Raw genomic sequence first — 20,816 nt, 5'->3', positions numbered from 1 at the left:
ATGCCATCTGACGGAATCCCTTGAACGTGAAGCTTTTTCATGCCGAAATCATTGCCGTGGGCTCGGAATTGCTTCTGGGCGGGCGAATCGATAGTAATTCGGTATTTGTTGGACATCTTCTCGCGGAATGTGGGATTGAGGTTCGGAAAAAGATCTCTGTTGGTGATCAGAAAGGTGAGATTCAAGAAGCCCTTCGTGGGGCATTGAAGCGCGCTCATGTAATTGTCTTGACCGGTGGACTCGGTTCAACACTCGATGATTGTACCCGAGAGGCTGTAGCCGAAACCTTTCGATGTCCGTTGATTAAACGCAAAAGAGCGTATGACAATCTCAAAGCCTGCTATCGACGATTTGGAAGACCGGTCACGCCAATATTGGTCAAACAGGCGTTTCTTCCTTCCGGAGCCACGATGTTGGCCAATACCGTGGGCACGGCATCAGGTTTTTTAATGCGCCAGGGGCAAACGGTCATTGTTGTGTTACCAGGTGTTCCTCGCGAAGCCAAAGTTATGATGATTGATCAGGTTCAACCGATACTCAGGAAGATTTTTAAGAGCAAAAGACACTATTGGTTGCATACCTTTCATACCTTTGGATTACCGGAAACCGATGTCCAAAAGGCATTGAGTGCTGTTTTGAGGGAAGATGGACCTATCCAATTTGGCCTCCTGGCCTCGCCCAGGGGAGTGACGGTGACGGTGAGTTGTTGGATGGTCAGCGACTCCCAATCTTTTGCGAAGGAAAGGTCCCCCTTCTTTCCGGAATGGGCTGACCTAGTCCGTCAGGTACGTGAATGTATAGGACCATGGCTCTTTGCGGAAGGTGAACGCACCATGGAGGAAATCGTCGGAGAAGCTCTGCGAGGTCTTTCCTGGACGGTTGCGGTCGCCGAATCCTGTACCGGAGGGTTAGTGGCTCATCGCCTAACCGGCGTACCTGGAAGTTCGCTGTATGTGGATAGGGGAGTCGTGTCCTACAGTAATGAAGCGAAACAAGAACTTGTGGGGGTTCCTGCATCGACCCTTCGGCGGTATGGGGCGGTGAGCTCGCAGGTAGCCTTGGCTATGGCCAAAGGAATACGAAGGCGAAGCCGGGTCAATGTAGGGGTGGGGGTCACAGGAATTGCCGGTCCTGATGGAGGTAGCCTAGACAAACCAGTGGGTCTGGTATATGGCGCGATTGATGGTCCGCAAGGTCCGCGGTGGTATCGTTGGCAGTTTCATGGGGACCGCGCGGAAATTACACTGAAGACATCTCAGGCTGTTTTGGATTTAATTCGTCGATATGCTAATGAAGCTTCATTCTAACCGGAATAGTCTGAGAGTTTTTCTTGCGGTGGAACTCTCCTTGGACCTGTGCCGGAAAGTGAGTGAGTTTCAACAACAGCTTCAGAACTTCTTGCCACATGTCAATTGGGTTCGCCCTGAATCGATTCATCTCACCCTGAAATTTCTTGGTAATGTTGACGCTAGCATGGTGGACCAGGTTTTGACCGCTCTTGAGCCCATCGGAAAAAGTCAGCCGCCTTTCACATTAGAGATTCAGGGCCTGGGGGTTTTTCCACACGTTCGACGTCCACGGATATTGTGGATTGGATGCACGGGAGACATTCCTGCCTTGCTTAATCTTGTTTCCGGGGTCGAGGGCGCGTTGGACCCGTTAGACTTTCCCTCCGAGGAGAAGCCCTATGTTCCTCATTTGACCCTGGCCAGGATTAAACATGACAATTCTCAGGTGGGTAAGGTACTGACTCATTCGGGCTTGTTGGAACAACCTCAGAATCTTGGGATATTACCTGTTGCCCGGATCACTCTTTTTCGCAGTAATGTGACCACGATCGGTGTGGAATATATTCCTCTGTGGGCGGTGCCATTAAATGAGGCAGTATCAAATTTCTCAAGTTAAGATAGCCATTTACCTGTTAGAGAGGGTGGGGTAAGATAGCCGCCACTTTGCACGACCAGGGATATTGAACAAAAGGACACCTAATGGCAGAACGCGTAACTCCTCAAAAAGAAACACAAAAAGACGGAAAAAAACGAGCATTGGATTTAGCTCTGACCCAAATTGAAAAGCAATTTGGCAAAGGGGCGATCATGAAGCTAGGGACGGACAACGTTCCTCATGATATTCCTGTTATTTCTACAGGGTCTCTTGGGCTTGATATGGCGCTGGGAATCGGTGGGTTGCCACGAGGTCGCGTCATTGAGGTGTTCGGGCCGGAATCGTCCGGGAAAACCACGCTGTGCTTGCATGCGATTGCTGAAGCTCAGAAGGCCGGAGGGGCGGCCGCCTTTGTTGATGCTGAGCATGCGTTGGATATTTCCTATGCCAGAAAGCTGGGTGTGCAGACGGATGATCTGCTGGTGGCCCAGCCGGATACGGGTGAGCAGGCTTTGGAAATCACCGAAACGTTGGTTCGAAGCGGAGCGTTAGATATCATTGTCGTGGATTCAGTTGCAGCCCTGGTTCCTCGTGCCGAAATTGAAGGGGAGATGGGCGATTCCCATATGGGGCTTCAGGCGAGATTGATGTCACAGGCCTTGAGAAAATTAACCGGGGCCATTTCAAAATCTCAAGCGTCGGTAGTGTTTATCAATCAGATTCGTATGAAAATTGGGGTGATGTTTGGCAGCCCTGAGACCACGACCGGCGGCAACGCGTTGAAGTTTTATTCTTCAGTGCGGTTGGATATTCGCCGGATTGAATCGATTAAAGATGGTCAGGATGTGATGGGGAGTCGGGTACGAGTGAAAGTGGTTAAAAATAAAATGGCCCCACCCTTCAAGCAAGCCGAATTTGATGTCATGTTTGCGGAAGGTATCTCTAAAGTTGGGGAATTAGTGGATTTAGGCGTTGAGCGTCGAATCGTGGATAAAGCCGGAGCCTGGTATTCGTATAAGGAGGAACGGTTGGGGCAGGGCCGGGAGGCGGTCAAAACATTTTTGAAAAGTAATCCGGATATTGCCAAGGATATCGACACGCAATTACGAAACAGCTATGGCCTCTCCGTGGAGGCTCAACAAAAAGAGGAATCATCTCCCCCTGCCAGTTCTAGTGGAAAAAAATCAACAGGGGATCGTGACTGATCTGGCCGAGTGGCACATTCATCTTGACCGAAACCCAATGATATGATTGCAACATCACTTGAACTTCGACAGGCGTTTGTCAGCTATTTTTCGACCCGTGGGCACACCGTGGTTCCCAGCGGGCCGCTGATTCCACAAGCAGATCCTACTCTCTTGTTTACTAATGCGGGCATGAATCAATTTAAAGGTGTGTTCTTGGGCGAGGAATCTCGACCGTATAGCCGGGCCGTCTCCATTCAAAAATGTATGCGGGCCGGGGGTAAGCACAATGATTTGGAAAATGTGGGATTTACCCGCCGCCATCACACCTTTTTTGAAATGCTGGGCAATTTTTCCTTTGGAGATTATTTTAAAGAAGAGGCGATTGCGTTTGGGTGGGAGTTTCTCACTCAGATTGCCGGATTGCCGGCGGACCGAATGTGGGTGACGGTGTTTCGTGATGATCAGGAAGCCTATGACCTTTGGCACACACGAATGGGCATCTCAGAGAGTCGTCTTGTTCGTCTGGGTGAAAAGGATAATTTTTGGCAAATGGGGGAGACGGGTCCCTGTGGTCCTTGTAGCGAAATCCTCATTGATCAGGGAGAGGCATTCGGTTGTGGTCGACCGACATGCGCCGTTGGGTGTGACTGCGACCGATATCTCGAAATTTGGAATTTGGTGTTTATGCAATTTGATCGGGATCTGGCTGGTACTCTTCATCCTCTCCCGAAGCCCAGCATTGATACGGGGATGGGGTTGGAGCGGTTAGCTGCGGTGACTCAAGGAGTATCCTCAAATTATGATAGCGACGTGTTTCTTCCTATTTTGGAAAGAATAGGGAAAGCCACTAGCCAGGAGTATGGTGCTTCCTTGGCGGCTGATCGGTCGATGCGAGTCATTGCGGACCATCTGCGGGCGATGACATTTTTAATCACTGATGGCGTGTTGCCGTCGAATGAGGGGCGTGGCTATGTTTTGCGACGGATCATGCGTCGAGCCTCCCGGCATGGTCGATTATTGGGCATGGAGCGGGAATTTTTATATGACCTTGTGCCTTCCGTGGTTGATCGCATGGATTCGGTCTATCCGGACCTTCGTTCAATGAAAGATACGGTTTGCGAGATTGTCCAGGGTGAGGAAGCGCGCTTTATTGGAACGTTAGAACAGGCATTGCCTCTTCTTAATCAAATCCTGACGGAGGCGAAGCAAAAGGGGAGCCAAATCTTAGATGGGGAAGCGGTCTTTAAGTTGTATGATACGTACGGGTTCCCGCTTGATTTGGTGGAAGATGCTGCCCGGGAAGAAGGGCTAGCCATCGACCATGACGGTTATCAACAGGCACTAGAGGCGCAACGTGATCGAGCCAGGAAAACTGCGAGGTTTAGCCAGGGGGACTCTCGAAGCGCATTGGTGAGTGCTCTTGAACAGTTTCCTTTAACGCAATTTGTGGGTTATGCCCAACAGGAAGGCAGGGGGAGGCTCCTTGCTCTGGTGCAGGATGAGCATGTCATCAAGGAGGCTAAGCAAGGTGAGACGGTGGAGTGTATCTTGGATGCGACTCCATTTTATCCCGAAGGGGGTGGACAGGTCGGGGATCAAGGCGCGTTGGTGGGTCCGTCGGCAAGAATCGCCGTTGAGGATACCACTAAGCTGGCGAAGGGGTGGTTTCTCCATAAGGGCCGTGTCATCGAAGGATCTGTCCATGTTGGCGATGTTCTCATCGCGACGGTACAGGGTCAATTGAGGCAGAATGCGGCGAGAAACCATACGGCGACTCATCTTCTTCATGCTGCCTTGCGGGAAATTTTAGGTCCCCATGTGAAGCAACATGGGTCTTTGGTAGCCCCAAATCGATTGCGGTTTGATTTTTCGCATTTTAAAGGATTGACTCCCAGAAATATTGAAGAAATCGAAGGACTGGTGAACGAACAAATCCGTCAAAACCTGCCTGTTATGGTTGAAGAAATGGGAATTCAGGATGCTCTGAGTCGTGGAGCGTTGGCTTTCTTTGGTGATAAGTATGGTGAGCGGGTTCGGGTCGTAGAAATGGGGTCTATTAGTCAGGAATTATGCGGGGGAACGCATTGCGTTCGAACCGGAGATGTCGGCCTGTTTCGCATCCTATCCGAAGGAGGAATTGCGGCAGGCGTCCGGCGCATAGAGGCACTCACAGGGGAAGGAGCGGTGCTTCAGACTCAGCATCAGGAAGCCGAATGGAGAGAATTGGGCGCTGTGTTGAAAGCCGGTCCAAATGAGGTCGTTGAAAAAGCCAAGAAACTCGTTGGAACTCTTCGTGAAACTGAGCGGGAACTAGAGCGCACGAAACAAAAATTGCTTGATCAGCAAGGTGCTGGTCAGGAAACCTTAATTCGGAATATCGGTGGGATGCCGATCCTTATCCAGCGGATTGATGGCCTGACTATTCAGGAATTGCGAATCTTTTCCGATAAGCTCCGCCACAAAGTGCCTTCTGGTCTTTTGGTTCTGGGATCGGTTAAAGAGGGAAAGGTTTCGTTGTTGGTCATTGTGGGCAAAGACCAGACTCACAAAATTCCTGCGGGGAAAGTGGCTCAACATGTGGCTCAACTCGTTGGAGGTTCTGGAGGCGGCCGACCGGATATGGCTCAGGCGGGTGGAAATCAACCCGAACAGTTAGATGTGGCGTTGCAGAGCGTCTATGACTATGTTGCCTCACAGATAGGTGCCTTGACGGAGGAGTAAACTCCTTCAGCAAAATGGTGTGCTTGAAATGTCCCCCCCCTCATGAACCGACCGGGAGCAGTAGGAAAGAGGGCGTCGTGACGTGATCCTTGTTCGCCGGAGAATAGTAAGCCTCTTATCGGGTGTAGTTCTGGTCATGGTTGGATTTATGTGGCTGAATCAACCCGTTGGTGGACCAGCTCAGCCAGTTCTCGTCGAAATCCCACCGGGTACTCCATTTACACAGGTTTCCGACATTCTCGATCAACATCACCTTATTAAATCAGGATGGTTTTTCACTTTTTTGGGGCGAGTGCAACGGGTTGATCGAAATATTATTCCTGGCGAATATGAACTGGATGCGGGAATGCAACCAACTGAATTACTGAATAAGCTTGTGAAAGGTAAAGTGTATCAATATGCCATCACTATTCCCGAAGGGTTTACCGTGGCACAAATTGCGGACATCCTTGATTACAAACGTCTTGCTTTGAAGCAGGATATTTTTCGATTAAGTCGTGACCCGGTATTTATTCAAAGTCTGAATGTTCATGCGCCAACCCTGGAGGGCTATCTCTTTCCTGATACCTATCATTTTTCTCGCTTTACTCCACCAGAGACGATCATTCGAACATTTGTGAACCGGTTTCATGATGTTCTGACTCCAGAACTCAAAGCTCGGACAACGGCCATGGGGATGACCCTTCAGGAGGTGTTGACACTAGCCTCCGTGGTGGAAAAGGAAACGGGGCTGGCAGCCGAACGACCATTGGTTTCCGGGGTATTTCATAATCGCCTCCGGCTAGGTATTCCTTTACAGAGCGATCCCACCGTTATCTACGCTCTCGAATCATTTGATGGAAATATTCGGAAGACCGATTTGTCGGTCGATAGTCCCTACAACACCTACAAGGTACGCGGCCTTCCTCCTGGACCCATTGCCAATCCGGGTTTGGCGGCCATTCATGCGGCGCTCTATCCGACTCAGACTGATTTTGTGTATTTTGTGTCGCGGAACGATGGGAGTCATCAATTTTCTGTCACGTTAGCGGACCATAATAAAGCGGTGGATATCTATCAACGACGATTGATCGGTAAGCGTGCATCGTAAGTGGGGGATTGTGTCATTTTATGGGTATTCATGAAACATTGAGCCGACTAGGATTAACGCTTCCAGAAGCCCCTTGTCCTGTCGGGTCATATGTCCCGGCTCGTCAGGCAGGAGATTTAATCTTTGTGAGTGGTGTGCTGCCTTTCCGTGACGGGAAAATTGAACAACCTGGAAAACTAGGGCGGGAATTGACGGTCAAGGAAGGGGCTGCCGCCGCTCAATTAGCCATGCTAAATGGCTTGGCCATTCTCCAGGAGATGATGGGAGATTTTTCGTGTCTCAATCAGGTGGTTCGTCTCACGGGGCATGTGGCGTCTGTTGAAGGTTTTGTAGATCAGCCTACGGTGATTAATGGGGCTTCGGATTTGTTAGTCAAACTGTTTGGAGATACCGGGCGTCATGCCAGATTGGCCCTTGGGGCTTTCGAATTACCTCTTCATGCTCCAATTGAACTTGAATTGATCGTTCAAGTGTTTCCCCCAAAAGCCGGTCCTTAAAACGTATTCATCTTTTAACAAGTTCAAAGCCCGCCTATGCTTTTCGTCAGGAATCACCCCTCCTGATCCTGTAGCAATCTCATTTGAAATTTCACCCTTTGCTTTGGCTCGCTTTTTGAAATTGTTAGGTTTTCCTCCTTTGCGGTTGTCCTATCTGAAAATTCATTTTGAAATGGTAGAAAAAATTTAAATGTGGTGTGAGACTTTTTCCCTTACCCAATTGGTCTCTGATGGGCCTGGCGAACGAAGAATTTTCATAAAAATCTTATGATATAAGTGTGAATGTTGATCTTTCTCCCTGAGCGGATCTACAAAATTGACGCCTGAAAAGATCGCTTGATATAGTCTTTTGGGCAACCGCTCTGACTTGGTTCCATCCCCTGTGTTGGTAGCCACGAAGTTGGGTTGGCTTCTCTTCCCGGTTCGATTTGAATGAAGAAGTCCATTGTTCATACCTAATTTATTTTTAGAATCTCTAAGCAAGGTCTGGTACTTATGAAACGAGTTCGAAGTCTCATGAGCGTCGCTTTAGGTTTTCTTCTTTTTTCATCCATAGCCCATGCTGAAATGTTCCCTTCCGATGGTCCTCCCGGCACAACAGTGACGATTAGTGGGGAAGGATTTGGAGAATTCCGAAATACTCAGGCTAACCGAGTAGAATTTCAGGGTGCCTCGGCGCTCATTCAATCCTGGGAACCTGATTTTATTCTGGTCAAGGTTCCTTTGCAGGCTCGTTCCGGCCCGGTGATGGTTATAAACGGTTCAGCGAAACGGGAAGCCGGAATTTTTTCCGTCACCGATGTTCGTATTTCCAGCTTGAATCCTTCACAAGCCGAAGCGGGTTCCTTGCTCACGATTGTTGGTGAACACTTCGGCAACACTGCCGGATCTCGTGATCCCAATACCATGTTCGGGGTCAATCAAGTGATAATCAATGGGATTCGCGCAGAGGTTCGACGGTGGCGTCCTACCAAAATTGAAGTTCTCATTCCGGCCAATGCTAAGACTGGAGATGTAGAAGTGCGTTTGGCCTCAAGCGACCCATTACCGGATGGTTCGTGCTGTGCTCCTGTCGAGTATGCGGTCAGTAATGCCGTCCATTTGACGGTGATTCCTCCTATTGCCTTTGATCCTACTGAGGGTCCGATCGGGAGTAAGGTCGTATTGTCCGGTCAGGGATTTGGGGAAAGCCGCCCTGAAGATGGACGAATATTTTTTGGGGGAAAGCCTGCGATCATTGCGCAATGGTCTGATCGAACCATCGTGGCTCATGTGCCGTTAAATGCTCAATCAGGTTTCCTGATGCTTCAACGGGAAGGAAAGGAGCGAGAGATTGGAACTTTTACCGTATTGGACAGTCAGGTATCAGGGATGAATCCTGCTCAAGGACCAATTGGGACGCTTGTGACGATAAAGGGAAAAAATTTTGGATTATATTCAGAAGCCGGCAGCACTGCCTATGCCTTTGATTTCCTTTCCGGGGGCAATGGGGTGGAAATTGGGGGAGTGCCTGCTGTCATTCACCGATGGCTTGATGAACAAATCGATGTCTGGGTGCCCTACAGCGCGAAAAGTGGACCGGTGATTGTAAAGCGCGGAGGAGCCATCCCTAAAACTGATGGCACCTGTTGTGAACAACAAGAGATTGTGACGCTAAAAGCCGGAACTTTTACTGTTGTTCAGCCGGAAATTCATTCCTACTCTCCGAAAGAGGCCGGTTTGGATGAGGTCGTGACTATTACGGGCAAAGGATTCGGTGAATTCCTTAAAATTTCAGAAGCGACTCGCTTATCGCTCAACCAGTATGCTCATGACTGGAAAATCTACGAGCTAGGGCAAGATGTGTCTCGTAGTGAGGTATTGGTGAATGGAGTTGCCACGCACATCGAGACTTGGACCGATACCGAGATCACGATCCGTGTCCCTCGCCGTCCGTCCTATGGTTTTGGAAATCCAAAAGGTTTTGAGGCTGATCTGAGCAAAGGAGAACTGATTCTTAAACGGGGTTCATGGGATATGCTGGATTCCGGAGAATGTTGTACACCTAAAAAGTATATTTCGATCGTTGCGGGGCCATTTACGATTTTGCAAAGAGGCCTTCCTAACAAGGGTTATTGGAATGAAAAAAATGGCGAACGCAGTAATGACTAATGGCATAATTTGGATTTGGAACAATGATTTTATGAAAACTTGCCATGCGTGGAATCAAAAGGTGAAAAGCCTGTGTGCGTTGGGAGTTTTTGCAAGTTTAGGCTTTTTTGTAAATCTTCAGCCAGCCTTTCCTCAATCGCCTCCCTCTGCTCTTTCCCTGCAATCAAGTCCTACCAAGGTGACGTTTCTTGGTGTGCATTTCCTGACCGCCAGTAAGGGATGGGTTGTTGGAGCAGGTGGGACCGTACTCCATACCGATGATGGCGGAGCCTCATGGAAGTCGAACCCACGCCGGACTAACGCCTTATTGACTGCGGTGACCTTTGCGGATGCGATGCACGGATGGATTCTTGGACAAAACGGAACAGTGTTGCATACTGTCGACGGTGGAAAACAGTGGATTCCACAAGATAGTGGGACAAATGGAACTCTTTACGCGGCTGATTTCCTCACAACCGATCATGGGTGGGTGGTTGGTTCCCGTGGGGTAATTCTGCACACGGAAGACGGGGGAGAGAGCTGGGCCGATCAAGTCAGTGGTACGACGGCAGATCTCTTCGGCGTCCATTTTCTGAATGAAAAACGGGGGTGGGCCGTGGGTGCTCTTGGTGTCATATTGGCCACTACTGATGGGGGAAAGAGTTGGGGGCTCCAATCCACCAATAATCCCGCAACATTCTTTGATATTGTGTTTACGGATAATGTGTCGGGATGGGCTGTTGGGACGCAGGGAGCCATCTTCCAAACGTTGAATGGTGGGGAGGTATGGGTGGATCACACTCGACCCTGTGGAAGTCCATGCATTAAGCCCGCTGATTTGGTCAATATACAGTTTTTGAATTCACTGGTTGGTCGAATTGTTGGTGAGCGTGGGACAATCTTGGAGACTCAAGACGCTGGATTTACCTGGCAGGAAATTGAGCCACTAAACTCTGAAACCCTATATGCTCAATCATTTCCTGATCTTTCTCATGGTTTTGCCGTGGGAGACCATGGGACAATAATTCATTTTGAAACCGCGTCACCACGACCCTAATTGTGGACTTGTCCGGCGCGGGCATCAAAGATAATTGAGTCTGGCCTGGAGAATGGCCAATGAAGCCAGGCTGGCAGTTTCTGCTCGCAAAATTCCCTTACCTAAGGTGGCAAAAACTACATTTAGAGATTGAGCCGCTTGTCGTTCTTCTTTCGTCCAACCGCCTTCCGGGCCGATGAACAGGGTGATTCCGCCTTGAATTTCCGGTGGTAAGAGTATTTTGGATAGCGAAATGTCCTCCCGCCGCTCAGCTAACATGATTAGTATCCCTCCATTTTCCCGCTGTAAAAATTCCTGAAATGTCTGAATGGGAAGTATCGTCGGCACGTTCCATCGCTCACTTTGTTGCGCTGCTTCCAAAGCAATGCGTTCCCATCTTTCCTGGAACTTGGGTGCGTGTACTGGAGACACTCGAGGAATGATCCTCTCTGTCACGAGTGGCGCAAGCGTATGGACTCCGAGTTCCGTTGCTTTTTGGATAACCCAGGCCATTTTCTCTCCTTTTAAAAGAGCTTGTGCCAAGGTAATGGGGGGAGTGGAAGAGGGTGAGGATTCTTGAATGCTTAGAACATTGGCGTAAATAGCCTGTTTGGTTATCTGATGGATTGTTGTCTGGTACCGTCGACCTCGATCATCATTGAGAATCAGCCGGTCTCCTGGTCTCGTTCGTAAACTTTTTGACAGATGGGTGAATAAAGGGTTGCCAATTATGACCCTTTCATCCTCAACCTGGGTTGAATGGATGAAATAAACTGGCATATGTTCTAGACGTAATGGGGAGAAAAGATGAGAGGAAGGTTAATCGAACATATTCTTGACTTTATCGAACAGGCCTTCTCCTTGTGTGTCCGTAGAAATTCCGCACTCCTCCGCATACGCGGTAAGGAGTTCGTGTTGCTTTGGAGTCAGTTTAGTAGGAATTTCTATTTTAGTCCGAATCAGTTGATCACCACGAGATTGGGATTTAAGCCCAGGGGCCCCCAATCCTTTGAGGCGGAGAATTTGATCATGTTGGGTTCCTCCGGGGATCTTCACCATGGTGGTTCCATTTAATGTTGGGACTTCAACTTTTCCTCCAAGAGTCGCTGTGACGAAATCCAAGCGTAAGTCATAAAGGATCTCTTGGCCTTTTCGTTGAAAGTGTGGATGGGGCCGTACACTAAGTGCCACATACAAGTCACCGGGGGGTCCGCCATTCATCCCATGCTCCCCTTCGTGGGAAAGGCGAAGTCTCATGCCGGTTTCGACCCCAGCTGGAATGGTCACCGCCAAGAGCCGTTCCTTGTGAACGCGTCTTTGCCCTCTACAGGTTTTGCATGGGTCCGCAATGACTTGTCCTGATCCTTGGCATTGCCCACAGGTTCGATTGATGGTGAAAAACCCCTGTTGCAGACGAATTTGTCCAGCTCCACGGCATGCAGAACAGGGTTTGACGGCCTGATCGGATTTCGCACCGGTTCCATGGCAGGTTTCACAGACTTCCCAACGAGGAATTTTGAGTTTGGCTTCCTTGCCATTGATGGCCTCTTCAAAAGATATTTCTAGATTATATTGAAGATCATTGCCTTGTTCGGCTCGATTTTGTCCTCTGCCACCACCAAAGAAATCTTCAAAAATATCCCCAAACACATCTCCGAAGCCGCCTCCTCCAAACCCGAACCCGTCGGCTCCACCTCCTTGCCCGGCGGCTGCATGTCCGAACATGTCATATTTTTTTCGGCGATCTGGATCGCTGAGCACTTCATAAGCCTCTCCGGCTTCTTTGAACTTTTCTTCCGCTGTTTTTTTGTGATTGGGGTCGGCATGCAAATCCGGGTGATGTTGCCTGGCCAGCTTTCTAAAGCCTTTTTTAATTTCTTCTTCCGAGGCATTGCGGTCCACCCCGAGAATTTCGTAATAATCTCGTTTTCCGGTCTGTGCCATCAGTGTTGTCCAAAGGATGGAAAAATTTGGCCGTAATGTTTAAGCATGCACATCAGTCTGCTTGAAGAATTTTTAATTCTTGCCTTTATCAACTTCTTCAAATTCGGCATCCACAACTTTTTCCTCATTGCCGGGACTTTCGCCACCGGATGGTCCAGGGCCGTCCTCCGGTCCGGTCCCACCTGACGAGGCGTCAGTAGAGGCTTTCTTGTACATTTCTTCAGCTAATTTATGCGAAGCTGTGGTGAGGTTTTGCATGGCGGTTTTTATCGCTTCCAGGTCGGTCTCCTCCATGGCTTTACGGAGTGCATCCACTGCCTCGGTGATATTAGACTTTTCCGATTCCTCAATCTTGTCTCCATGTTCGCTTAAATTCTTTTCGGTACTATAAATAAGAGTATCGGCCTGGTTTTTGACTTCAACCAATTCTCGCTTCTTTTTGTCCTCTTCGGTATGACTTTGAGCTTCCTTAACGAGACGCTCAACTTCTTCCTTACTTAATCCACTCGAAGCCGTGATCTTGATTGATTGTTCTTTCTGTGTCGCCATATCTTTGGCTGAGACATGCACAATTCCATTTGCGTCAATGTCAAAGGTGACTTCAACTTGGGGAACGCCTCTTGGAGCCATAGGAAGCCCCACTAAATCAAACTGTCCCAATAGCTTATTATCATTGGCCATCTCCCGCTCACCTTGGAAGACTCTGATGGTCACGGCGGTTTGGTTGTCGGCTGCGGTGGAAAAAATTTGGCTTTTTTTGGTGGGTATCGTGGTATTGCGTTCGATGAGTTTCGTGAAGATTCCGCCTAGTGTTTCAATGCCGAGCGAAAGTGGTGTGACATCTAACAACAGGACATCTTTGACGTCGCCTTTCAGTACTCCACCTTGAATTGCTGCACCGATTGCGACCACTTCATCAGGATTCACTCCACGATGAGGTTCTTTCCCAAAAAATTGCTTGACTCGTTCAATGACTTTTGGCATCCGAGTCATCCCACCCACCAGGACGATTTCATTGATGTCGCTGGTGGTCATATCAGCATCGGCAAGGGCTTTTTTGCAGGGTTCCATAGTTCGCTCAATTAAATCATTCACCAGTTGCTCGTATTTTGATCTGGTGAGCTTAAGCACCAAGTGTTTTGGTCCACTGGCATCGGCGGTAATGAAGGGCAGATTTATTTCGGTTTCTTGGGAGGAGGAAAGCTCGATCTTTGCCCGTTCGGCCGCTTCTTTCAGTCGTTGAAGGGCCATTCGATCATTCCGTAAATCGATTCCCTGGTCTTTTTTGAATTCTTCAACCAGCCAATCCATCACACGAAGATCAAAGTCGTCTCCGCCCAAAAAGGTGTCACCATTAGTGGACTTGACTTCGAAGACCCCTTCTCCAATTTCTAGAATTGAAACGTCAAAGGTTCCGCCACCCAGGTCGTAGACGGCAATACGTTCATCTTTTTTCTTATCGAGCCCATAGGCGAGTGACGCTGCCGTCGGTTCATTAATGATGCGCAAGACATTTAAGCCTGCAATCTTTCCTGCATCCTTGGTGGCTTGCCGTTGGCTATCATCAAAATAGGCGGGAACCGTTATGACAGCATCTGTCACCTTTTCCCCTAAATAATCTTCAGCCGTTTGCTTCATTTTTTGAAGGATCATGGCTGAAACTTCTGCTGGGCTATAGCTTTTTCCTCGAATGGTGACGTGGGCATCGCCATTAGAACCTTCCGCTGTTTTATAGGAAAGCCGGTTTGCTGCATTTTTGACTTCAGGAGAGGAATGCTTTCTCCCCATAAGGCGCTTTACCGAATAAATAGTGTTTTCTGGGTTGGTAATGGCTTGCCGTTTGGCAATCTGTCCGACTAATCGTTCGTCTTTGTCCGTCAGGGCCACGACCGATGGTGTGGTCCGTGCGCCTTCCGAATTGGCGATGACAGTAGGATCTCCCCCACTCATCACAGCAACGCAAGAATTTGTTGTTCCTAGGTCAATCCCAATAATTTTGCTCATACCTGTATTCCTCCCTCTTCACCAGATTCTTCCGTAGAACATGGTTGTGTCAGTTCTGATTTTTCTTTCGCTACGCTTACCATAGCCGGGCGTAAGATGCGATCGTGCAATAAATATCCTTTTTGAAATTCTTCAATGACAGTATTTGGATCCACGCCTTCGGATTCCACCTGGGTCACTGCTTGGTGAATAGCAGGATCAAATGAATTTCCCGTGGTACGTAGTTGTCGAACGCCAACTTTACCCACGGTCTCCAGGAATTGTTTGTGGGTAAGCTCTACCCCTTCCAGTAATGGCCCGCTGGTTCCTGTATCTTTCGCGCACTGAATAGCTCGCTCAAGATTGTCTATAATAGGAAGCAAATTTTTCAGTAATGATTCATTGCCAAATCGTATCGAATCGCTTTGATCCCGTTGCGCCCGACGTTTGTAGTTTTCAAACTCTGCAGCCAGACGCAAATATTTATCTTGGGAGATTTGGAGTTCTTCTTCTGGCGTTTCGCCACATTCCGAAGTATTTCCTGTTGTGTCCTCCGTTGGATCTTCTTGAGGACCGACTTCTTCTGCAGTCACTTCTTCAGTTGTTTCATCTGTGGAAGACATGGATTTACCTTTTCCCGTTTGTTGCGTCATGAATGACCAATATGAAGAGAGAGACATTTCAAGCTGCTTATCGAAGTTAGATAGTCACTTCCTCTGGCAAGTCAACCCATCCTCTTAAATTTCTTATGATTTTTGGTATAAAGAAAACAATAGAAAATAGGGAGAAAAGTTATCCACAGGAAGGAGTCATGCGATCATAGAGGAGCTTTAAACCCTCTAATGTAAGGTTTGGTCTAACTTCCTGAATAGTCCGAGAAATTGGAACAATCGTCTGAGCCAGTCCACCTGTTGCAATGACAAGCGGGGAATCTCCAATTTCATGTTGTATTCTCCTCACGATTTCATCAACCAAACCAGCATATCCATACATAATTCCTGCCTGCATACTGGAGGTTGTGTCTTTGCCAATTACGGAGGCCGGGATAGCCAGATCAACTTTGGGAAGCTTTGCTGTTTTAGTGTGAAGGGTATCTGCTGCGCTTTTTAAGCCAGGGGCAATGGTTCCGCCTAGGTACTCGCCAAGTTGGGTGACGATACAGAATGTGGTGGCGGTCCCAAAGTCCACAATGATCAGATATCGTCGATAGCGGGCAAAGGCCGCAGCCGCATTGACGAGACGGTCTGTCCCAATTTCATCGGGATTACTGTATTGAAGGATGAGCCCATGAGGACATGCGCTCGTGACCATAAGGGGTTGTTGTCCAAGTAAGGATTGGGCCAACATGTCAAAAATATGCGTGAGTGGGGGGACCACACTCGTGACTATACAGCCTGAAATGGCTTCCGGCAGGATTTTATGAAATTGAAGGAGGGAGCGAAGAACTATGCTGTATTCATCAGGGGTCTTGGAATGGTCGGTGGATAAGCGCCAGTGTGAGATCAGCGTGCTGCCCTGAAAAATGCCACACACAATTTGTGAGTTACCAATGTCGATGGCTAAAAGCATAAAAAATTGCCATTTCTCTTGAGCCATCCTTCAGAGATGGGTCATTGTTGGGCGGTTGTGCGTAGATGAAGGATTTCCCCTGAATGAATATCTCGCATCCTAGACGATTGTTCGTTTGGATCGGAAGGGGAGGGGATGACTCGGAGTTGGCCATGTTCTCCTATGGAATGGGCCAGTCCCTGTAGTTGGCTTCCATCAGGGAACTGAACCTGAATCGTGTGTCCAATGGTAATACACCAATGGTTGTATTCTTCAAGTAAAGATTGGGGACCATTGGACCTCAGGTTTTCCCAATTTTCTTCCAAGGATGTGATCACTTTGGTGATCAGAGCTTCTCTATCCAGAGGGCAATGGCAGTGGATATGAAGGGAAGTCGCACTGGTTTGGAGTTCTGAGGGGAATTCGGATTGAGAGAGGTTAACGTTAATCCCGAATCCGATCACGACGCATGTCTGGTGTCCTGCATTCCGAAAGGAATCACATAACACGCCACCAAGTTTACGTCCTCCTATTAATAAGTCATTGGGCCACTTAAGATCGATACGAATTCCTGTCTGTTGTTCAAGTGCCTGGGCAATGGCCACGCCGGCCATGTGGGGAATCCATCCTAAATATTGAATAGTTGTTTCAGGAACCAAAAGGAGAGATCCGTAAATATTGGACTTGCCTGGGGAAAACCATAACCGGTCTAATCGACCTCGCCCCGAGGTTTGTCTGTCGGCCAGAACGACGGTTCCAGACAGTGCCTGGTCCCTGGCCCTTTCAATGGCAAATGCATTGGTTGAAGCTAACTCGTCAAAAATATAAAGGGCCTCGCCAATTTTTTTTAAAGGAAGAAGTCGGGCTAGTTTTTGGGCGGATAACACAGATGCGACAGTGGGTTAGAGTAAAAGTCAGGCTCGGTATTTTCGCTTTTGAGGAACGGTTTTGGTTCGAAGCGGAGTCATGTCCAAGGAGAGGTCCATGGACGGGGCGGAATGTGTGAGGGCTCCAATCGAGATGAAGTTCGGTCCGGCTTCTGCCATTTCTCGAATATTGTCCAGGGTCATGCCTCCTGATACTTCAACCAAGGCCTGTTTTTGAATGATGTCTATGGCCTGCCTGACATGATCGGGGGTCATGTTATCCAATAAAAGGACATCGGCTTTTCCCTTCAAGGCCTGTCGGACCTGAGCAATCGTTTCGACTTCCACACAAATTCGAAGGCCATGCGGGGCATGTTGCCTGGCCCATAGACAAGTCTGGGTGATGTTCATACCTTGGGATGCCATGACCATTAAGTGATTATCCTTAATGAGCATACCATCATAAAGGGAGAAGCGATGATTTTTCCCTCCGCCTAGGCGGACGGCCCATTTTTCTAGGGCCCGAAGTCCCGGGGTGGTTTTCCTTGTGTCCACTATTGCGACCGGATAATCGCGAACAGCCTCACAAAATTGAAAGGTGAGCGTGCTGATCCCCGAAAGCCGTTGGAGAAAGTTCAGGGCGATACGTTCGCCTTGAAGGAGCGACTGTGCCTTCCCTTTGAGGGTGAGGACAGGGGTTGATGGGGGCACCCTTGTTCCATCGTCAAAATGCGTGGTGAATGCGATAGTTGAATCGACTGCTTGAAACACCTCCTTGGCAACGGCCACGCCTGCCACGACCATGTGGCTTTTTGCGACAATGTCGGCTTGAGCTAACAAGGTTGGTGGAATGAGAAGGGTCGAGGTCAGGTCTCCGTAGGCAAGGTCTTCTTCCAGAGCAGCACTGATTACGCGCCGCATTGAGGAAAGGGGAGGAGGCGAGGCAAGAGAAGGTGCGCTCATCAGGTCTTCATTGAAGCCAGTTGTTGTTCGGTCATATTCAGAATTCCCAACTCATCGACCAGTTTGGTACGACGGTCTTCTGAATCCTGGATTACGGAAGGCTCTGCCTTTTCCCTGAATTCAGAAGAGGATAACCGATTGCCAAGTCGTTGCACTTCCTTCTCTTTTTCTCCAATTTGTTTCTGGATTTTTTTGACAACTTCATGGAGGTCAATCTCTCTGGGAACGGGAATACCGATGGTACTAAAATAACCTGAAGGCAATTGTAATGTGCGGAGAGAAGGAATTCCCTGGTCTGTGATGACCGATGAGCGGAGAATTGACTCAATATAAGGCGCAAGAAAGGTCAGCGTGGCCGTATGGTTGGCCTGGGTACTCGCCCCGTAGATCAAAGGTGTTTGAGTGGAGGAAATATTCAGGAAGTTTTGTCCGGTTCTGGCCGTGTTGACAAACGCTTGGAGAAACAAGAAAGCCTGTTCGGCTTCAGCATTGGCCCATTCCGGTTTTTCGGTGGGAAAGGGTTGCGTCATGATTGATATCCCTTCGTGCGGGAGGGATTGCCAGATTTCTTCGGTAATAAATGGCATCACGGGGTGTAACAGTCGTTGGATGATTTTAAATGTTTCCAAGAGCGTCTGGCGGGTGGCGGGTGCATCAGGATGATTTTCCTGCTGGAGGCAGGGTTTGGCGAGTTCTATGAACCAATCACAGTATTCATGCCATATGAATTGATAGAGCGCGGAGGCGGCTTGGTCAAAGCGATAGTCTTCAAATGCTTTGGTTACTTCATGGATCGTATGGTTCAGTCGGCTGAGAATCCACCGATCCGGAAAAGGCCGGAGTCCTGTGGAGAGTGATACACGTGGTCCCTCAGCGTAGAGATGAATAAATCGCGCCGCATTCCAAAGTTTTGTGACAAAATTTCGATATCCTTCGATGCGTTCTTCGGCAAGCTTAATGTCTCGTCCCGGTGAGGCCATTGAGGCCAGGGTAAACCTCAGCGCATCCGTTCCGTATTGGCGCATTTTGGTCAGGGGATCAATGACATTTCCTTTTGATTTGCTCATCTTCTGGCCCTCAGCGTCCCGAACCAAGGCATGGATGTACACATCGCGAAATGGGACTTTTCCTGTAAACTTCAGGCCCATCATGATCATTCTGGCAACCCAAAAAAACAGGATGTCCAATCCCGTGACGAGGGTCGCTGTTGGATAAAAGGTTTTCAGATCTTCTGTGTTTTCTGGCCATCCGAGGGTAGAAAATGGCCAGAGAGCTGAGGAAAACCAGGTATCTAATACGTCAGGATCTTGAAAAAGGTTGGTCCCTCCACATGTTGGACATGATTGAGGTGGGGTTCTTGATACGATGGGTTGAGCATCTGAAGCTATAAAGCAACTCCTTGTGGGCTGGGCGGGAGGAATAACCTCCTGGTCAGGTGCTTCCCCAGCTTGGCTGGTTTTTGGCAAATGGTCTGTGTTGCAATTTCGACAATACCAGGCGGGGATTTGATGTCCCCACCAGATTTGGCGAGAAATACACCAATCTTTAATCTGGCGCATCCAGCCCAGGTAATTATTTTTCCATTCATCGGGAATAATACGAATGTCACCCGCTTCAACTGCTTGGATAGCTGGAGTCGCCAAGGGTTGTATCTTGACGAACCATTGTGGGGAAAGATACGGCTCAACAACGGTTTTGCATCGGTAGCATTTGCCAATGGCCATGGCGTGATCTTCGACCCTTGAGAGAAATTCCTGTTTATCGAGGGCTTCTATCACAATGGCCCGGGCTTCCTGCACGGACTTGGAGTGGAGCTCCGCTTGAAGCGGGGGATTGGCTTGGGCTTCCTGGAGCCCCATGGGACTCATACGAGCTTGGAAGTCAAGTATAACCAGGCGTGGAAGCCCGTGACGTTCGCCTGCTTCAAAGTCATTAAAGTCATGCGCAGGGGTTATTTTTACGGCCCCAGTTCCAAATTCCCGGTCAACTAATATCGGATCAGCCACAATCGGAATGGTTCGTGTCGTCAAAGGGACCCGAATTTTCGTTCCAATGTACTTCTGGTAGCGAGGATCTTCAGGGTGGACGGCCACTGCGGTATCTCCCAGAATGGTCTCTGGTCTGGTGGTGGCCACTATGAGAAATTGCGTGGAATCGTCAGCTAGGGAATACCGAATGTGATAGAGCTTTCCCTTTGTTGGTTCATGCTCAACTTCAATGTCGGAAAGGGCCGTCAGGCAGCGAGGACACCAATTAATTAAGCGTTCCCCACGGTAAATGAGGCCTTCCTCGTACAGGCGAACAAACACTTCTCGAACCGCCAGGGAAAGGCCTTCATCCATGGTAAACCGAAGGCGAGTCCAATCGCAGGAGGCCCCCAACTGTTTGAGTTGTTCGATAATGGTATCTCCGGATTGATGTCTCCACTTCCAAACTCGGTCGATGAAGGCTGGGCGCCCAAGGTGTTCTCGTGTTTGACCTTCCTGCGCGAGTTGCCGTTCAACCACATTTTGGGTCGCAATCCCTGCATGGTCTGTTCCGGGAATCCATAAGGTGTTTAATCCCTGCATGCGTCGCCAACGAACGATAATGTCCTGAATAGACGTATTGAGTGCATGTCCTATATGGAGGGAACCCGTCACGTTTGGCGGGGGAATGACCAGACTAAAGGAAAGGGCGGGGTTGGTTGGGTCAGGCTGGAAAAGTTGGTGTTCAATCCAGTATGACCCCCATCGGTTCTCGACTTCACCGGGATTGTACGTTTTTTCTAATTGTGAAAATGCCATAATGGTATCTTGAATGGGCGAAAAAAGTCCGATGTTATCACGGGCTCTATGGCCCTGCAAATACAACCTCTTGTTCCCCTCATGATGCCTATGGTAAAAGTGGGGCACAGGAGTCTTAACAATCTCAATTAACTCAGGAGTATTGCTCATGCCACGTGGTCGGCAAAAAGATCGTGATTTG

The 20,816-nt window shown here is 48.9% G+C and carries 16 protein-coding genes; 8 read left to right on the top strand and 8 right to left on the bottom strand.

The features are described 5' to 3' along the window. Positions 1-26: 26 nt before the first annotated feature. The 8 genes from ACWHYD_RS11000 (at position 27) to ACWHYD_RS10965 (ending at position 10,566) form a co-directional block, all read left to right on the top strand. Positions 27-1,307 carry a CinA family nicotinamide mononucleotide deamidase-related protein gene (locus ACWHYD_RS11000; RefSeq protein WP_447962084.1) on the top strand — a complete coding sequence of 427 codons (1,281 nt, stop codon included), beginning with the start codon at positions 27-29 and terminating at the stop codon, positions 1,305-1,307. Continuing rightward, positions 1,291-1,905, top strand: a complete 615-nt coding sequence (gene thpR, locus ACWHYD_RS10995; RefSeq protein WP_447962083.1) for an RNA 2',3'-cyclic phosphodiesterase — start codon at positions 1,291-1,293, stop codon at positions 1,903-1,905. The genes ACWHYD_RS11000 and thpR overlap by 17 nt, the downstream gene beginning before the upstream one ends. Before the next feature lie 83 nt (positions 1,906-1,988). Then, entirely contained in the window at positions 1,989-3,089 is a 1,101-nt protein-coding gene (recA, locus tag ACWHYD_RS10990) for a recombinase RecA (protein ID WP_447962082.1), read from the top strand. 42 nt (positions 3,090-3,131) lie between these two features. Beyond that, the gene (alaS, locus tag ACWHYD_RS10985) at positions 3,132-5,792 is read left to right on the top strand and encodes an alanine--tRNA ligase (protein WP_447962081.1); all 2,661 of its coding nucleotides are present in this window, start codon (positions 3,132-3,134) and stop codon (positions 5,790-5,792) included. A gap of 82 nt (positions 5,793-5,874) precedes the next feature. Then, positions 5,875-6,882: an endolytic transglycosylase MltG gene (gene mltG / locus ACWHYD_RS10980; RefSeq protein ID WP_447962080.1), complete on the top strand. Its 1,008-nt coding sequence runs from the start codon at positions 5,875-5,877 to the stop codon at positions 6,880-6,882. Between the two features lie 20 nt (positions 6,883-6,902). Continuing rightward, positions 6,903-7,379: a RidA family protein gene (locus tag ACWHYD_RS10975; protein WP_447962079.1), complete on the top strand. Its 477-nt coding sequence runs from the start codon at positions 6,903-6,905 to the stop codon at positions 7,377-7,379. A 495-nt stretch (positions 7,380-7,874) separates the two neighbouring features. Beyond that, positions 7,875-9,530 carry an IPT/TIG domain-containing protein gene (locus ACWHYD_RS10970; protein ID WP_447962078.1) on the top strand — a complete coding sequence of 552 codons (1,656 nt, stop codon included), beginning with the start codon at positions 7,875-7,877 and terminating at the stop codon, positions 9,528-9,530. Between the two features lie 61 nt (positions 9,531-9,591). Further along, on the top strand, positions 9,592-10,566 hold the full coding sequence (locus ACWHYD_RS10965; RefSeq protein ID WP_447962077.1) for a WD40/YVTN/BNR-like repeat-containing protein: 975 nt from the start codon (positions 9,592-9,594) through the stop codon (positions 10,564-10,566). Between the two features lie 24 nt (positions 10,567-10,590). On the opposite strand, the gene ACWHYD_RS10960 is transcribed toward ACWHYD_RS10965, so the two are convergent. From ACWHYD_RS10960 to ACWHYD_RS10925, 8 genes are all read right to left on the bottom strand, one after another. Beyond that, the gene (locus tag ACWHYD_RS10960; protein ID WP_447962076.1) at positions 10,591-11,325 is read right to left on the bottom strand and encodes an RsmE family RNA methyltransferase; all 735 of its coding nucleotides are present in this window, start codon (positions 11,323-11,325) and stop codon (positions 10,591-10,593) included. A gap of 39 nt (positions 11,326-11,364) precedes the next feature. Further along, complete coding sequence (gene dnaJ / locus ACWHYD_RS10955) at positions 11,365-12,489, bottom strand: molecular chaperone DnaJ (RefSeq protein WP_447962075.1); 1,125 nt, start codon at positions 12,487-12,489, stop codon at positions 11,365-11,367. A 72-nt stretch (positions 12,490-12,561) separates the two neighbouring features. Then, positions 12,562-14,493, bottom strand: coding sequence for a molecular chaperone DnaK (gene dnaK, locus ACWHYD_RS10950; RefSeq protein WP_447962074.1), 1,932 nt, complete (start codon positions 14,491-14,493; stop codon positions 12,562-12,564). Further along, entirely contained in the window at positions 14,490-15,152 is a 663-nt protein-coding gene (gene grpE / locus ACWHYD_RS10945; RefSeq protein ID WP_447962073.1) for a nucleotide exchange factor GrpE, read from the bottom strand. Before grpE ends, dnaK begins: the two co-directional genes overlap by 4 nt. A 112-nt stretch (positions 15,153-15,264) precedes the next feature. Next, positions 15,265-16,041: a type III pantothenate kinase gene (locus tag ACWHYD_RS10940; protein WP_447962072.1), complete on the bottom strand. Its 777-nt coding sequence runs from the start codon at positions 16,039-16,041 to the stop codon at positions 15,265-15,267. A gap of 41 nt (positions 16,042-16,082) precedes the next feature. After that, a complete protein-coding gene (locus ACWHYD_RS10935) occupies positions 16,083-16,907 on the bottom strand; it encodes a biotin--[acetyl-CoA-carboxylase] ligase (RefSeq protein ID WP_447962071.1) in 825 nt (274 codons plus the stop codon). 27 nt (positions 16,908-16,934) lie between these two features. Further along, positions 16,935-17,849, bottom strand: a complete 915-nt coding sequence (nadC, locus tag ACWHYD_RS10930; protein WP_447962070.1) for a carboxylating nicotinate-nucleotide diphosphorylase — start codon at positions 17,847-17,849, stop codon at positions 16,935-16,937. Further along, positions 17,849-20,635 (bottom strand): valine--tRNA ligase, encoded by a 2,787-nt coding sequence (locus tag ACWHYD_RS10925; RefSeq protein WP_447962069.1) that lies wholly within the window; start codon positions 20,633-20,635, stop codon positions 17,849-17,851. Before ACWHYD_RS10925 ends, nadC begins: the two co-directional genes overlap by 1 nt. Positions 20,636-20,816 lie beyond the last annotated feature (181 nt).

The sequence above is a fragment of the Nitrospira sp. Ecomares 2.1 genome (assembly GCF_965152585.1).
This window is presented reverse-complemented; position numbering and strand designations above follow the sequence as displayed.